This window comes from Lacicoccus alkaliphilus DSM 16010 (assembly GCF_900142805.1).
In the GTDB taxonomy this organism is placed as follows: domain Bacteria; phylum Bacillota; class Bacilli; order Staphylococcales; family Salinicoccaceae; genus Lacicoccus; species Lacicoccus alkaliphilus.
Map to the genome: position 1 here is coordinate 125,235 of NZ_FRCF01000003.1, position 14,651 is coordinate 139,885.

Annotated in this window: 13 protein-coding genes; 2 read left to right on the plus strand and 11 right to left on the minus strand. The window is 49.2% G+C overall.

Annotation, left to right across the window (positions count from 1 at the left end; translation table 11 throughout):
* Positions 1 to 119: 119 nt before the first annotated feature.
* The 3 genes from BUA12_RS05290 to ric all read right to left on the minus strand — a co-directional run bounded on the left by BUA12_RS05290 (position 120) and on the right by ric (position 4,618).
* Positions 120 to 794, minus strand: a complete 675-nt coding sequence (locus BUA12_RS05290; protein WP_072709151.1) for a helical membrane plugin domain-containing protein — start codon at positions 792 to 794, stop codon at positions 120 to 122.
* The gene (fdhF, locus tag BUA12_RS05295) at positions 794 to 3,757 is read right to left on the minus strand and encodes a formate dehydrogenase subunit alpha (protein ID WP_072709153.1); all 2,964 of its coding nucleotides are present in this window, start codon (positions 3,755 to 3,757) and stop codon (positions 794 to 796) included. The genes BUA12_RS05290 and fdhF overlap by 1 nt, the downstream gene beginning before the upstream one ends.
* A 153-nt stretch (positions 3,758 to 3,910) precedes the next feature.
* Positions 3,911 to 4,618 (minus strand): iron-sulfur cluster repair di-iron protein, encoded by a 708-nt coding sequence (gene ric, locus BUA12_RS05300; RefSeq protein WP_178138228.1) that lies wholly within the window; start codon positions 4,616 to 4,618, stop codon positions 3,911 to 3,913.
* A gap of 204 nt (positions 4,619 to 4,822) precedes the next feature.
* Between ric and BUA12_RS05305 the strand changes: the two genes are divergently transcribed.
* On the plus strand, positions 4,823 to 5,779 hold the full coding sequence (locus tag BUA12_RS05305) for an ABC transporter ATP-binding protein (RefSeq protein WP_072709155.1): 957 nt from the start codon (positions 4,823 to 4,825) through the stop codon (positions 5,777 to 5,779).
* On the plus strand, positions 5,776 to 7,296 hold the full coding sequence (locus BUA12_RS05310; protein ID WP_072709157.1) for an ABC transporter permease/substrate-binding protein: 1,521 nt from the start codon (positions 5,776 to 5,778) through the stop codon (positions 7,294 to 7,296). The genes BUA12_RS05305 and BUA12_RS05310 overlap by 4 nt, the downstream gene beginning before the upstream one ends.
* Before the next feature lie 44 nt (positions 7,297 to 7,340).
* On the opposite strand, the gene BUA12_RS05315 is transcribed toward BUA12_RS05310, so the two are convergent.
* From BUA12_RS05315 to BUA12_RS05350, 8 genes are all read right to left on the minus strand, one after another.
* Entirely contained in the window at positions 7,341 to 7,955 is a 615-nt protein-coding gene (locus BUA12_RS05315) for an FMN-binding negative transcriptional regulator (protein WP_072709159.1), read from the minus strand.
* 5 nt (positions 7,956 to 7,960) lie between these two features.
* Positions 7,961 to 8,482, minus strand: coding sequence for a GNAT family N-acetyltransferase (locus BUA12_RS05320; protein WP_072709161.1), 522 nt, complete (start codon positions 8,480 to 8,482; stop codon positions 7,961 to 7,963).
* 16 nt (positions 8,483 to 8,498) lie between these two features.
* On the minus strand, positions 8,499 to 8,984 hold the full coding sequence (locus BUA12_RS05325) for a CHAP domain-containing protein (protein WP_072709163.1): 486 nt from the start codon (positions 8,982 to 8,984) through the stop codon (positions 8,499 to 8,501).
* A gap of 110 nt (positions 8,985 to 9,094) precedes the next feature.
* The gene (locus BUA12_RS05330) at positions 9,095 to 9,937 is read right to left on the minus strand and encodes a carbohydrate ABC transporter permease (RefSeq protein WP_072709165.1); all 843 of its coding nucleotides are present in this window, start codon (positions 9,935 to 9,937) and stop codon (positions 9,095 to 9,097) included.
* A 2-nt stretch (positions 9,938 to 9,939) separates the two neighbouring features.
* Positions 9,940 to 10,827 (minus strand): carbohydrate ABC transporter permease, encoded by an 888-nt coding sequence (locus tag BUA12_RS05335; protein WP_072709166.1) that lies wholly within the window; start codon positions 10,825 to 10,827, stop codon positions 9,940 to 9,942.
* Between the two features lie 8 nt (positions 10,828 to 10,835).
* Positions 10,836 to 12,101: an ABC transporter substrate-binding protein gene (locus BUA12_RS05340; RefSeq protein WP_178138229.1), complete on the minus strand. Its 1,266-nt coding sequence runs from the start codon at positions 12,099 to 12,101 to the stop codon at positions 10,836 to 10,838.
* 239 nt (positions 12,102 to 12,340) lie between these two features.
* On the minus strand, positions 12,341 to 12,895 hold the full coding sequence (locus tag BUA12_RS05345) for a DUF4256 domain-containing protein (protein ID WP_072709170.1): 555 nt from the start codon (positions 12,893 to 12,895) through the stop codon (positions 12,341 to 12,343).
* 85 nt (positions 12,896 to 12,980) lie between these two features.
* Positions 12,981 to 14,603 (minus strand): BCCT family transporter, encoded by a 1,623-nt coding sequence (locus tag BUA12_RS05350; protein ID WP_072709172.1) that lies wholly within the window; start codon positions 14,601 to 14,603, stop codon positions 12,981 to 12,983.
* Positions 14,604 to 14,651 lie beyond the last annotated feature (48 nt).

Here is a 14,651-nt window from a genome sequence, read left to right on the forward strand (position 1 = left end):
CAATAAGATAATCGTTATCATCTAATATACACTAAGTGATAATGATTCTCAATTAATCGGGTCTGTACAAACTATAAAAGCCCGTGGACCTCCAAGGCCCACGGGCTGAATTTCATGAGTCATCTTCTTGATAATATGGCAGGTATGGCGATTGCTGCGACGCCGATTGCACCTGTGCCGGCTGCGATTGCAGCTGCTTTTCCAAGTGATCCGGATTTTTTTTCGTCAATGGCGGACTCATCTTTGGACAATTCGTAGCCTTCGGCTTCATCGCTCATCGTCGAGATGGAATCCTCCACCTTGAATTTCTTCTTGAGGTCGTCCGCATTCTCTCCAAAGCCCTTTACAAATTGTGTAAGGACATTCGACCCTTCGATGAACTGCGGATCCATCAGTACTTTCAAAAGACCGAACCATCCACTGCCCCTGTTTTTGAATTCATATTCAGAAGCGATTTCAATACTGTTATTCAGCTTCAATATGACGGGCTCAAGCTCCGACATGTTAATCCTCCCGAGCAGCTGGGTCATCAGCAGTGCATTTTTGATGGATTTGCTTGCGCTGGAAGATTCCACAGCGGTCAAAATTCGGTACAGTATGCTGTCACTTTCAGAGAGCCCGCCCTTCACCATATTCAATACTTCATGGTCTTCAAGCTTGTTCAATATCTCAAATAGTTTTTCGAGAATCTCCCGGTTCTCAACCAGTAATGTTTCCAGTTCCTTCAAATCACGTTCATGCTGGACTTCCGGGTCGATTTTCATTTTATGGATGACTTTCGTTTGTTTTGCCATTATTTTTTCGACCTTCTTTCTTTGACAAGATCGCCAGGGAAGATGTAATCGGCACGTGCCCATTTTTGTTCGACCCCGACACCGATCTGAGGCTGTGGATTGCCGTATCTGTGGTTGATCTTCGGCAGAGGGCTCTCCCCTTTTTCAACCAGCACTTCAAGTTTCGCCGATACTTCCTTGTAGGCCGGTGTATCCGTGTCCTTGTCGGCGTATGAGCTTGTGAGGTAGTTGATGGCGCCTTCCCCGGAATCGTTCATCGGCAGGTAGACTTGTTTGCCGTAGACACGGTCCGTGACGACTGCTTTCATTTTGACGCTGCCGTACGGTGAAGTCAGGCGCACTGTAGAACCGTCTTCGATGCCGCGTTCGCCGGCCAGTTCGTGTGACACCTCAAGGAACACTTCAGGTGTCTTCCTTGTGATGGCTTCGGATTTATAAGTCATGTTCCCTTCGTGGAAATGCTCGAGCAGACGGCCGTTATTGATATGGATGTCGTATTCATCATCAAACTGGAGCGGCTCCGTCCATTCAACAGGATAGAAGCGTGCTTTGCCGTCAGGGAACGGGAACTCTTCAGTGAACAGTAATGGCGTGTCCGTACCATCGGCATTCACCGGCCATTGGAGGCTGTCGTAGCCTTCCAGGCGGTCATAGCTGACACCTGCAAATAACGGTGTGAGGGAAGCCGCTTCATCCATGATCTCGCTTGGATGTGAATAGTCCCATCCAGCACCCAATCGGTTGGCGATTTCCATGATGATCTGCCAGTCCGGCTTTGAACCTTCCAAAGGTTCAAAAACCTGGTAGAGGCGCTGGAATCTGCGTTCCGTATTGACGAAAGTCCCCTCTTTTTCAAAACTTGGGCTTGCCGGCAGTACGACATCCGCAAATTCGCATGTTTTTGAGAAGAAGATATCCTGCACCACGAAGAATTCAAGCTTTTCAAATGCAGCCTGGACGTAGTTGATGTTCGAGTCCACGATGCCCATGTCTTCGCCTTTCAAGTAGAGCATATCAAGATTGCCTTCATGAATGTAATCGACCATTTCATGGTTGTTGAGTCCCGGTTCCGCCGGCAGCTCTGTGCCCCAACCTTCTTCAAAGCGCGCCCTCACTGCGTCGTCAGTGACAAACTGGTAACCCGGGAAACGGTCGGGCATGCTGCCGAAGTCGCTTGCGCCCTGGACGTTGTTGTGACCGCGCAGAGGGTATGATCCAGCGCCCGGTTTCATGTAGTTGCCAGTCGCAAGAAGCAGGTTTGAAATCGCTGTACTTGTATCACTGCCGCCCTGCTTCTGGGTGACGCCCATTGCCCAAAGGATGCATGTCGTTTCCGCTTTATGGATGGATTCTGCAATTTCAATCAGACTTTCTTTGGACATGCCGGTCATTTCCACTGCATGATCCAATGTGTATTTTTCAAGTGTCTGATAATACTCATCGAAATCATTGACGTGCTCCGTGATGAACTTTTCATCATGCCAGCCCTGGTCGATGATGTATTTCGTGACGGCGGACAGCCAGATCAGATCCGTACTTGGATTCGGCTGTACGAAAAGGTCCGCCCTTGATGCCAGTTCGTTTCTCCTGAGGTCGCTGACGATGACCTTCTGTCCATGGAGCTTCTGGGAACGCTTGACACGCGTGGCAAGCACCGGGTGCGATTCAGCGGTGTTTGAACCGATGGAAATGACCAGTTCGGATTGCTCGATGTCCGTGATGCTTCCGGAGTCGCCGCCGTAACCGACCGTCCTCCACAGTCCCATTGTTGCCGGAGACTGGCAGTACCTTGAACAGTTGTCGACGTTGTTGGTGCCGACGACACCGCGTGCCAGCTTCTGCATCAGATAAGATTCTTCATTGGTGCACTTGGACGAAGATATGAATGCGAGCTTGTCCGGTCCTTTTTCCCTGATTTTATCTTTGAACCTGGATTCTATGAGGTCGAGGGCCTCTTCCCACGTCGATTCCACAAAGCTTTCACCTTTGCGGATGAGCGGCTTGGTCAGCCTTTCTTCACTGTTGACGAAATCCCAGCCGAATTTCCCTTTCACGCATGTGGAGATGCCGTTGGCGGGTGCTTCTTCGCGGGGTTCGATCTTCAATATTTCACGGCCCTTCGTCCAAACGTCGAATGAACAGCCGACACCGCAATAAGTACATACCGTCTTGGTCTTCTCGATTCTGTCCTCCCTCATGGAAGCTTCTACATCGGAGACGACCATCAGTGAGTTATAGCCGGTTTCAACTTCTTTTGTGACATTGACCGCAGGTCTGAATGAATCTTTCAGGAGGCCTGTCAGATAACCCGCTTCGCCTTCCATGCCGACCTCCATCATCGCATTACATGGGCACACTGTGGCACAATGTCCACAGTTCACACATGAGGAGTCGTCTATGGTCGTACCGTGGTCCCAGATGACTTTCGGACGTTCGAGCGTCCAGTCGATCAATAATGTTTCATTGACCTGCAGGTCCTGGCAGGCTTCCACACATCGGCCGCACAGGATGCACTGGTCCGGGTCGTAACGGTAAAAATCATTTCTCTGCACCTCGTGGCCCTTCGGGCTGTGCGGTGATTCCTGATGGTCGATACGCATCTCTTTAACTGTATTATGTATTTCACAGTCGCCGTTGTTGAAGTCGCACACCGTACAATACAATTCATGGTTGCCCATCACCCGGTCCATCGCTATCAGCTGGGCTTCATGCACTTCGCTGCCGTAAGTTTCTACAACATCGCCGTTTTTCAGTTCCGTTGAACATGAACGCACGAACTCACCGTTGACTTTCACAATACATGTATCGCATGTTTCAATCGGGCCGAGACTTGGATGATAACACAAGCTTGGGATGTCAATGTCTTTGGACTCAAGATATTTCAACAAACCGGCCTGTTTGGGCGCGGTGAAATCCATGCCGTTCAGCTTGATTTCCACTGTTTCAGTTCCCACTTCTGCCATTTCATTAACCCCTTTCATACAGTTTGATATGCATTTTCCCATCTACAGGGAAAATTAAACATATTTTGATTATTTAGATTAGTTTATCAAAAATAAAAACCATGCAAAAGAGGGGATTCCCTGCATGGTATTTGAAAATTTGAAAATTTATACTCAGCGGCTGTTGATCATATCACTGACTTTCTCGAACAGAATGTGGTTTTCCATATGGACATGGTCGAAAGTGCGCTTCTCCATGTCTTCAAGGCGTGAATAGACGAGTGTATATGTGCCGCACGCAGTAGCGGGCAGTCCGTAACCATCAGTGATTTCACGCATGCGCATCAGCAATGCACCCGTGCCCTCGTGATCATCGATCAGTTTTTGCACAGCACCCTTCACCTCCTCCATCTCCACATCCTGGTCCTCATTGGCATAACGGGTGATGAGGGGGAAGACGAAGTCATCTTCATCCGCAGTATGTTCGGTCATTTCACCTTTGAATTTTTCAAAGAGGTCCCGTAATTCGGTGAGATGAGGCTGGGCGGCGCCATGTCTTGCAGCGAGCCTTGCAACGAAAGGTGTCAGGTTCACAAGCTCTTCTTGCAGGTCCTGATGGTATTTATTCTGGATGTAGTCGATCATACCCGGTACCGACATGTAACGCATGTCTATACCGTCCCTGTGGTCGGATGCATCGATCTTATCCTGGACTGCAACATACACCTCCTCCGGGGCGACCCTGCAATTTCCAGCTGCTTCGCTCAACGGGATCCTCCCGCCGCAGCAATAATCGATCCCTGTCCTGCGGAATACATCCGCCGTCCTCGGGTATTCCTTTACAAGCGTGGCCACGTGTACTTCCTGAAATTTATAATCCAATATAATCACTCCAAATTCATATTTATTGCAGGAATCCGGCTTTTGATCGGTGGATTGCCTGCGCTTACCACTGATTATAAGCGTTTCTGCACAGCCTGCTATGATATGGATCACACTTTGGGTATAATACTGGGAAAGCATTGTTTAAAATCGAAGGGTTAAGAGAATGAGTAAGTTAAGATAATGGATGGAGGGGGATTTATTGTGATTGAATTCAAAAATGTCTCGAAAAAATATGGGGAAGACTTTGCAGTCGAGGACGTCAACTTCAAGGTCGAAGAGGGGGAGTTCTTTGTGATCATCGGACCGTCCGGGTGCGGGAAGACGACGACACTCAAGATGATCAACCGGCTGATTCCTTTGACTGAAGGCTACATATATTTCAAGGAACAGCCGATCAGTGAATTTCCATTGTACGAAATGAGATGGGACATCGGTTATGTACTGCAGCAGATCGCGTTATTTCCGCATATGACGATCAGGGAAAATATCGCCCAGGTGCCGGAAATGAAGGGGTGGAAGAATAAAGATATCGATGCGCGGGTGGATGAGCTGTTGGAAATGGTCGGACTGGAACCGGGGAAATTCCGCGACCGCCTGCCGGGTGAACTTTCCGGAGGTCAGAAACAGCGTGTCGGGGTCATACGTGCACTTGCTGCGGACCCTCCCGTCATACTGATGGATGAACCGTTCAGCGCGTTGGATCCGATCAGCCGGGAGAGCCTGCAGGATGATTTGATCGAACTGCAGAAGAAAATCAAAAAAACCGTCGTCTTCGTGACGCATGATATACAGGAAGCGCTGAAGATGGGTGACCGGATCTGCCTGCTCAACAAAGGGCGCGTGGAGCAGATCGGCACACCCGAAGCGTTTCTGACCCACCCTGAAAATGATTTCGTCAGCGATTTCATCGGTGATGTCGACGGTTATATGATGAAGCGTGCCACAGCGGCAGATGTCGTCAAAACGCTGCCGGCGATGGAAGAGGGTCAGACCGGCGAAGTGCCGGAAGTGCCCCATGAGGCCGATATCAATACACTTTTCAAATACTTCAGCACTCATGACAGAGTCACCATTGTGGGTGACGGCGCAAGGCGGTCACTCAGCCGGGAGGAATTGTTCAAGTATTTATCCGGAAGTGAAAGCGGTGATGTTCGATGAATCACCTGATTTCGACACTGGATTCCAGAAGGGGCGATCTGCTGACGGCGTTCATAGAACACATCCAGCTATCCTTCATTGCATTACTGATTGCAGCCCTCATAGGCATACCGCTCGGCATATTGCTGACCAAGACTAAAAGAATCTCCGAAGCGGTGATCAATGTAGCGGCAGTGATGCAGACGATCCCTTCCCTTGCATTGCTCGGTCTGATGATCCCTTTATTCGGCATCGGCACGCTGCCTGCAATCATCGCACTCGTCATCTATGCACTGCTCCCGATTTTAAGGAACACCTACACAGGCATTGATGAAGTGGATGATTCACTTGTTGAAGCGGCGAAAGGCATCGGCATGAAACCTGCGAGGCGCCTGTTCAAAGTGGAACTCCCGCTTGCGATGCCCGTCATCATGGCTGGCGTCCGGACGGCGATGGTGCTGATCATCGGGACGGCGACGCTTGCGGCACTGATCGGCGCCGGCGGCCTGGGCGATTTGATACTGCTCGGCATCGACAGGAACAACGCGTCGCTCATCATCATCGGAGCAGTGCCGGCCGCCCTGCTTGCGATATTCTTTGACATCGTCCTCCGCATCCTGCAGAGACTGTCGTATAAGAAGATGATCATCACGCTCGGGTCGATCCTCCTTGTGTTGCTGCTGATTGCACTGGCACCGCTCCTTACAGGCCGCGGGGACAGCATTACAGTCGCAGGCAAGCTCGGAGCGGAACCGGCGATCATCACGAATATGTATAAGATCCTGATCGAAGAAGAGACGGAGCACATCGTCGATGTGGAAGACGGCCTTGGCAGAACGACTTTCGTATTCAACGCGCTCCAGTCTGACGAAATCGACGGCTACCTGGAATTCACCGGCACGGTCCTTGGGGAAATCACCCAGGAAGAACTCGAGTCGCGTGAGGAGGAGGAAGTGTACGCGCAGGCAAAAACGAGCCTGGAGGAAGAGTATGATATGACGCTGCTTGAACCGATGGCTTTCAATAATACGTATACACTTGCAGTCAAAGAGGAATTTGCAGAAGAGCATGACCTCGAGACGATCAGTGACCTCGGTGCAATAGAGGATGAAATCAGTGCAGGCTTCACTTTGGAGTTCAATGACCGGGAAGAGGACGGCTACCCTGCCATCCAGCGGGTCTATGGCCTTGAATTCGATGATATCAGCACGATGGAACCCGCACTGAGGTATCAGGCCATAGAATCCGGCGACATCAATCTGCTGGACGCGTACTCGACGGATGCTGAACTTGAACAGTTTGGAATGGTGATACTCGAAGATGACGAAAACGTCTTCCCGCCGTATAACGGCGCGCCGATGTTCAAGATATCCTTCCTGGAAGAACATCCTGAAATCGCCGACGCTTTAAACAGACTTGGCGGGCAGATCACCGATGAAGAGATGCAGCAGATGAATTATCAGGTCAGTGTGGATGATGCAGACCCTTATGAAGTCGCGGAAACTTATCTGATGGAAGCGGGTCTCATAGGCGAATGAATTCGAGGCAGGGGAGGCTCCCCTGCCTCTTTATGCTGTGAAGCTTACTTGCGCAGCCACTTCATTTCCCGGGAAATCTTCTCATCATCACCCATGGCCCTTGTGTCCAATGCGTCAACAATGTTCTGATAGTCGGCATCCGTCCTGTTCTGGCTCATTTTATATGCGGCATGCACTGCTTCCACCTTCACTTTGAAACCGGCGATGCCTTTGAGCTTTTTTTTCGGGTTTTCAGATAAGTTTTGCCATGTGGCACCATCAGGATCGTGTCCCTCATACTGATCAAGCAGGCGGATCATGTCCTGTCGGAGTTCATCTTCCCCCAATAAAGTGCAATGCCCGTACAATTGGACAGACTGATAATTCCAGGTCGGGACATTTTCATCTTCGTACCATGTGGAGGATATGTAGGCATGCGGTCCCTGGAACATGATCAGGGTGTTTTCGTGATCGTCAAAAGATTTCCACTGGTCGTTGCCCTTGGATATATGCCCGGTGATCGTCCATTCCCCGGCCTCATCCTCCTGAAGCATCATCGGGGTATGTGTTGCCTGCGGTTTCCCATTATTTACAGTGATGATCGTGCCAAAACCATTTTTTTCGATGAAGCTTTTGATCTCATCCGGATCGTCTACTTTAAAATGTTTAGGAATATACATTTCATCTACTCCTCAATATATAATTGCATGATCAGATCGGTCTGCCGGTCATCCCCCATCCAAAAATCATGTGAAGAGACATGGCTGAATCCCAGGCGTTCATAGAAGCGGATGGCTTTGGTGTTCTTCTCCCATACACCCAGCCAGATAGAAGTCTTATCCATTGACCTTGCCACTTCCAGCGCATGCAGGTACAGTGCTTTTCCAAGGCCTTTGCCCTGAAATTCCCTGAGGAGATAGATGCGCTCCATTTCCAGGGCGTCTTCTCCCATATCCTCGGTCTGTGCCTCTGCGACGTTCAGTTTCAAATAGCCTGCCGGCTCAGAGGCGTAATATATAAAATAAAAAAATGAGCCCTCATCATTCAATTCAGCAATCATTTTGACATCTGTAAATGCTGTATCCAAATAAGCAGCCATATTTTCAGGCGTGTTTTGCGGACGGAATGTCTCGTCGAATGTCCGGTGGCTCATATGCTGCAGCACTTTCAGGTCGTCAATCGTCACTTCGGTGATTATTACGGTCATTTTGATGCACCTGTCGTCATTCCACAGCCTCTTTTGGCCGCGGGTTCTCTTTGGGGTGGATATAATGATAGTCTTCGATATTTTCAGCTTCTATCGTTCTCTCCGTCACCTCGAAAGGCTCGTAATAATTCATTTCGCTGATTTCTATGGCATCTTCATCAACAGCAGTGACATAGGCGACATGGCCGATCTCCCCTCTTGAAGTCTGCAGGATTGAACCCTCCTGCGGTGTCCGGTTCACTGTGTAGCCGTCGGCTGCCGCACGCTCGGCCCAATGTTCGGCGTCGCCCCATCTTCTTTCAATCATATTCAGGTCGTTTTTCACCAGCTCGAACACGTGGTGGGTGCACTCACCTTCGTCATATGTGTTGTTTGCCATCGGGTCCGGGAGGACAATATATTTTATATCTTCAATCAGTCCGTCTTCCGACTGTAAATCTGCATAATACAGGCCGCCACCGATCATCAGGATTACAATCAATGTGGTAATTAATCTCTTCATATTTCACCCGTTCATTCAATATTATAATGTTTATAACATATCCGGGAGATGATTGCCATTCTCCGGTCCGGCCGGAGTATAAAAATAAGCTGCAACCTGCGGACTGCAGCTTATTTTTCTTCCGTCTGTCCGAGTATGTTGGATCCTGAAATGAAGTACTTCTGGAACAAGAAGAAAAGTACGATGACAGGGAATAAAACCATCAGGGATCCGGCCATCAGATAATGCCACTGCGTCGAGCTCTGCTCTTTGAACACCTGCAGACCCAGCTGCAGCGTATAAAGCGACTCGTCGTTCAAGTATAAAAGCGGTCCAAGGAAGTCATTCCACACGCCGTTGAACGAGAATATAGCCACTGTGAACAATGCCGGCTTGACCATCGGCAATGCAATTTTGAAGAATATATAGAAGTGGTTTGCACCTTCCATCTTGGCGGCTTCAATCATGCTGTTCGGCACGCCCTTGAAAAACTGCCGCAGCAAAAAGATATTGAAAGCACTGCCGAGAAACGCGGGCAGAACCAAAGGATAGTAGGTGTTCACCAGACCGAGGTTGGCAAAAATCACGTACTGTGGAATCAATGTGATGAAGCCCGGAAGCATCATGGTGGAAAGGACCACTATGAATAGCACCTCACGGCCCTTGAACTGTATTTTGGCAAAGCCGTAAGCGATGAAGGCATTCACGAACACATTGCCGAGCACGACGAAAATGGTGATCATCGAAGTGTTCACAAAATAGGTGAAGAACGGCACGATTTCAAAGACTGCCGCATAGTTTGAAAACTGTATGTCTTCAGGGATGAAATTGAAGCCGCCCCGGTAAATTTCCTCCAAAGATTTCAAAGAGATTGAAACCATCCAGAAGAGCGGTGCAATCATGAAAATACTGCCGATGATCAGAAGGATAAGATTGAAGGATTTCCAAAATTTCATTTTCCTGGTGTTATACATGATCAGTCCCCCTCATAGTGGACCCACCTCTTGGACAACTTGAAGTTAACCAGAGTGAGAAGCAGGACAATGATGAACAGTATCCATGACATCGCCATGGCATAACCCATATCAAAGAGATTGAACGCCCTGATCCACATATATAAGTTAAAGAACAGCAATGAGTTTTCCGGTGCACCTGCATTATCCGCACTCATCACATAGGCTTCCTGGAAAATCTGGAAGGAGCCGATTGTGCTTGTAATGACATCAAAGAAAATGATCGGGGAAACCATTGGTAATGTAATTTTGAAAAACATCTGCACATTTGTGGCACCGTCTATCCTTGCCGCTTCATAAAAAGTTTTTGGTATGCCCTGCATGGCAGCAAGGTATAATAGCATGGCGCCGCCGGCACTCCACAGTTTCATGAAGATCAGCGAAGGCTTTGCCCAGTCGGGATCGAACAGCCAGTTCGGACCATTTATGCCGAATAAGGCGAGGAACTGGTTGATGAGCCCCGTCGAAGGATCCAGAAGCTGCATCCACAGAAGGTAAACCCCCACACCTGAAAGGATTGCCGGAAGATAGTAGATCGTCCTGAAAATCCTCATCCCCGGAATATCCTGGTTCATCATCGTCGAAATCAGGATGGCGAGGATGGTCGTCAGCGGCACCGAGAATATTACAAAGTAAAAAGTGTTGTACAGTGAGACCCAAAACAGATTATCATTTGTAAAGAGTTCCTGGTAGTTGTCGAAACCGACGAAATCCATCCGGGACACGACGTTGTAATTGGTAAAGCTGCCGTATAGCGAGAAAAGAAGCGGCCCCAGAGTGAGCGCCAGGAACCCGATTATCCAGGGTGAGATGAATATATACCCGAACAAATTCTCCTTCTTCTTATTCATGTGATCGCCTACCTGTTATCTTCAACCAGCTGCTCCAGCTCCGACTGGGCTTGTTCCAACCCGCTTTCCACATCAGTGTTGCCGCTCACTATGGATTCAAAGATTGGATTGACCGTTCCTGCGTAATCCGGCGCGATGACAGGCTGCGGCGTCAGCAGTGTCTCATCCATGTTCTCGATCATCTGAGTGTAGACTTCCTGTCCGGAGTCATCGAACTCCCCGCTCCCGGCAGCGCTGACACCCGCTTCTTCATGCGCGACCAGGTCGAAGTTCTGTTCAGCCCAGTACAACTGCGCCTCATGGCTGGTCAGGTATTCAATGAATTGATAAGATGCTTCAGGATTGCTGGCGCCCATAGGGACTTCCGCCACAAATCCCCCGCCCCATGAAGTGTTTCCATTTCCGGGCACACGCTCAGGCAGTGGTGCAACTCCAAAATTCAAGTCCTCTGCGAAGTCACGCAGCTGGACGTAATAGTTTGCATTCTGCACCATCATCGGCACATCTCCCGACATGAACGGATCCTGCTGTGCATTTTCAAATTGGGAGTTGACGCTTGTAATCCTGTTTTGGCCGTACTTATCCTGTGAGTCAAGGATCCAGTTGAAAGTTTCGTGTACAGGTTCCGTATCAATCAACACTTCACCGTCATCCTGCAAGTAGTTTTCACCCAATGCGTTCAGCACCCATATATCGGTCCCTGCACCGATCAGGGGATAAAAACCGATACGCTCGTATGTGCCTTCTTCTTCAATATCGAGTTGTGCGGCATACTCATCCAGTTCTTCCCACGTTTCAGGCGGCTGTTCGGGATCAAGTCCGACTTCTTCAAATAAATCTTTATTATAGAATAAAATCTGTGTATCAGTGTTGAAAGGCAAAGCGTAAATTTCGTCTTCATGAATCGCTGCATCCATCATCTGATCATAAAAGCGGCCGGAAACTTCGTCTTGGACAAATTCAGTGATGGGTTCGATCTGACCTTCCTCGGCACGCAGCTTGACCGTCATGATGTCATTAATGATGACATCAGGCGGGTCGCCTGCGGCGATTGCGGCCAGGTTTTTTGTCCATATGTCTCCCCACGGGGTGTAGGTGTGCCGGACTTCAATCTCATCCTGCGATGTATTGAAGTCTTCGATGATCTGATCAATGACCGGTCTGCGCTGTTCCGATCCCCAGAAAGTCCAAAAATCCAAAACGATTGTTTCCTCCTGCGCTGTTCCATCTTCAGGATCACCGGTACCGCCCGAGGATGTATCACCATCGCCCAAGCTGAATCCGCCGCAAGCTCCTAATATAATAGTGCTCAAAAATATTAGAAAGAAAACCTTCCTCATAATTTGTTCAGCCCCTTTTTTTACATGTGATTTAAATATAAAAAATGCACTTTAATTGTAGCACAGCTTCTATTGCTTCTCTATGATATAAATAGAAAATTCTCAACATTCTCTGAATTGGTAAATAAAAACCGGCCACTGCAGAGTGGCCGGTTAAAGCGGCATGTGATGCATCAAACTTTTAACTTTCCCCTGAACCCGCGGGAGGAATAATATGAGTCGGCGCCATTGTGATAGGTGAAGGTGGTTTCATAACGGTGATCACAGAATAAGGCACCGCCGAGACTTCTGATCTTATCAGGTGTGGCTATCCACGAAGAAGTCTTCAAGTCAAAAGATTCCAATGTCTGTAAATGTCTATAATCGCTTTCCGTCAGAATTTCAATGCCCATCTTTTCCGCAACAGCTGTTGCGGCACCTTTGGGTTTATGTTTCTTTCTGGCTTCAAGTGCCGGCTGATCGTAGCATATGCTCCGCCTGCCCTTAGGACTCTCCTTTGAGCAGTCCGTGAAGATGAAGGCCTCCCCTTCCCGTCCGGTCACATCTGGCTCTCCGCCGCTCTGCTCCATCTCATTCAAAGACCATAACTTCCCCGGTTTTCCGGTCAGTCGGGCCTTGACTTCCTGCCATCCGATGTCTTCGTGCCTGTGGTCATTTCCCGAAAATCGTTTCTCAAGCGTTTCAAGCAAATGCCTCTCGGTCTCAGCATCCAAAGCTTTCCCCGTCATGCGCCTGACCCTCCATTCATAAGATTATAATTACATTTTACACTAAAAGACCGGTACATAAAAATGTACCGGCCTCATGAATATTCTATATTCCCGGAGGATCTTCCTTAGCCCTCTCTTTGTATTCTTCAAGTTCTTCTTCGTACTCCTCAGCCGATCCTTTGACATAATCTTCATAACGTTGTCTATCCGGGCTGATCGTCAGTCCGAAGTACTTGCGTTCGGTGTTTGCATCTTTGAAGAAGGCGAGGACCATCAGTATGACCACGATGCTGAAAGGCAGGGCCGATATGATGGCGGCGGATTGGAGGGCATTCAGGCCCGTCGGACCGCCTGCCAGCAGCAGGACGTATGCAATGGAAGAGAGCGCGATGCCCCATACGATTTTTGTTTTCCCTGTCGGTGTCAGCGAGCCGAATGATGTCTGCATGCCAATGACGAACGTCGCCGAATCGGCCGATGTTATGAAGAAGGACGTCACGAGCAATACGGCTATGAAGGATAAAATCAATCCCATAGGAAGCTGGTCGAATACCGCAAACAACTGGGTTTCGGCAGGCAGTTCAAATATTTCAGGCATACCGCTTCCCACCGAGACTCCGGTCATGCCGAACGCACTGAACCATATGATGCCGATGAGGGTCGGGACGAATAATACGGCCATGACGAACTCACGGATCGTCCTGCCGCGTGATACACGTGCGATGAATATGCCGACGAACGGACTCCAGCTCATCCACCAGCCCCAGTAATAGATGGTCCATGTACTCATCCATTCACTCTTTTGCGGGTTCAAAGGTGCCACATCGAAACTTTGAGTGAGGAAAGTGCCGAGATACTGTCCGGTTCCTGCAGTCATCATATTCAATATGAGCATGGTCGGACCTACGATTAAAATGAAAATCATCAGCAGCCCGGCCAGCACCATATTCAAGTTGCTCAAGTACTGGATCCCTTTACTCAGGCCGGACCAGGCGCTGATCAGGAACAATACCGTAATCACAGCGATGATCAGACCCTGGACCACGAGGTTGACGGGGAGGCCGAATAAGTAGTTCAGGCCGCCGTTGATCTGCATTGCACCGATTCCAAGCGAGACGGCCACACCGATTACAGTGGCGAACACCGCAAGTACATCAACGATGATGCCGAGCGTGCCATCAACACGGTCTCCGAATAAGGGCCGCAGTACTTTTGAAAGCAGACCCACTTCGCCCTTCCTGAACTGGGAGTATGCAAGCGCCAATGCTACGACACCATACATGGCCCAGGCATGGAAACCATAATGCAGAAATGTCGAACGCATCGATTCGAGCATCGCTTCACGGGTCTCTGGTTCAGCGCTCGGAGGGGCGGCATAGTGGGCCATCGGTTCAGATGCCCCGTAGAACACGAGACCGATGCCCATCCCCGCACTGAACAACATGGCGAGCCATGATACCGTCCTGAATTCCGGCTTTTCATCCGGCTTGCCCAGCTTCAGTTTTCCAATCGGACTGAACAACAGGAACACACAGAAAAAAACGAGTAATGTCGTCAAAATCATGTAATACCAGCCGAAATATTCAGTGATCCAACCCGAGAATGCTCCTGCAACTTCACCGAACCTCACCGGAAAGATCGCCCCCATCAGAACGATGGCGGCTATGGCGATGACCCCATATATGAAGACTTTTGAAAATTTCTTGCCTGTGTCAGGATTTTCCATTGCGTTTCCCCCTCTGGAAATTGATATATCGCAAACAAATCACTTTAA

Coding starts and splice junctions, on each gene's coding strand:
- BUA12_RS05315 (WP_072709159.1), bottom strand. CDS start 7,955: ATGTATATTCCTAAACATTTTAAAGTAGACGATCCGGATGAGATCAAA.
- BUA12_RS05350 (WP_072709172.1), bottom strand. CDS start 14,603: ATGGAAAATCCTGACACAGGCAAGAAATTTTCAAAAGTCTTCATATAT.
- BUA12_RS05335 (WP_072709166.1), bottom strand. CDS start 10,827: ATGAATAAGAAGAAGGAGAATTTGTTCGGGTATATATTCATCTCACCC.
- BUA12_RS05320 (WP_072709161.1), bottom strand. CDS start 8,482: ATGACCGTAATAATCACCGAAGTGACGATTGACGACCTGAAAGTGCTG.
- BUA12_RS05290 (WP_072709151.1), bottom strand. CDS start 794: ATGGCAAAACAAACGAAAGTCATCCATAAAATGAAAATCGACCCGGAA.
- BUA12_RS05345 (WP_072709170.1), bottom strand. CDS start 12,895: ATGACGGGGAAAGCTTTGGATGCTGAGACCGAGAGGCATTTGCTTGAA.
- fdhF (WP_072709153.1), bottom strand. CDS start 3,757: ATGGCAGAAGTGGGAACTGAAACAGTGGAAATCAAGCTGAACGGCATG.
- BUA12_RS05325 (WP_072709163.1), bottom strand. CDS start 8,984: ATGAAGAGATTAATTACCACATTGATTGTAATCCTGATGATCGGTGGC.
- BUA12_RS05330 (WP_072709165.1), bottom strand. CDS start 9,937: ATGTATAACACCAGGAAAATGAAATTTTGGAAATCCTTCAATCTTATC.
- BUA12_RS05310 (WP_072709157.1), top strand. CDS start 5,776: ATGAATCACCTGATTTCGACACTGGATTCCAGAAGGGGCGATCTGCTG.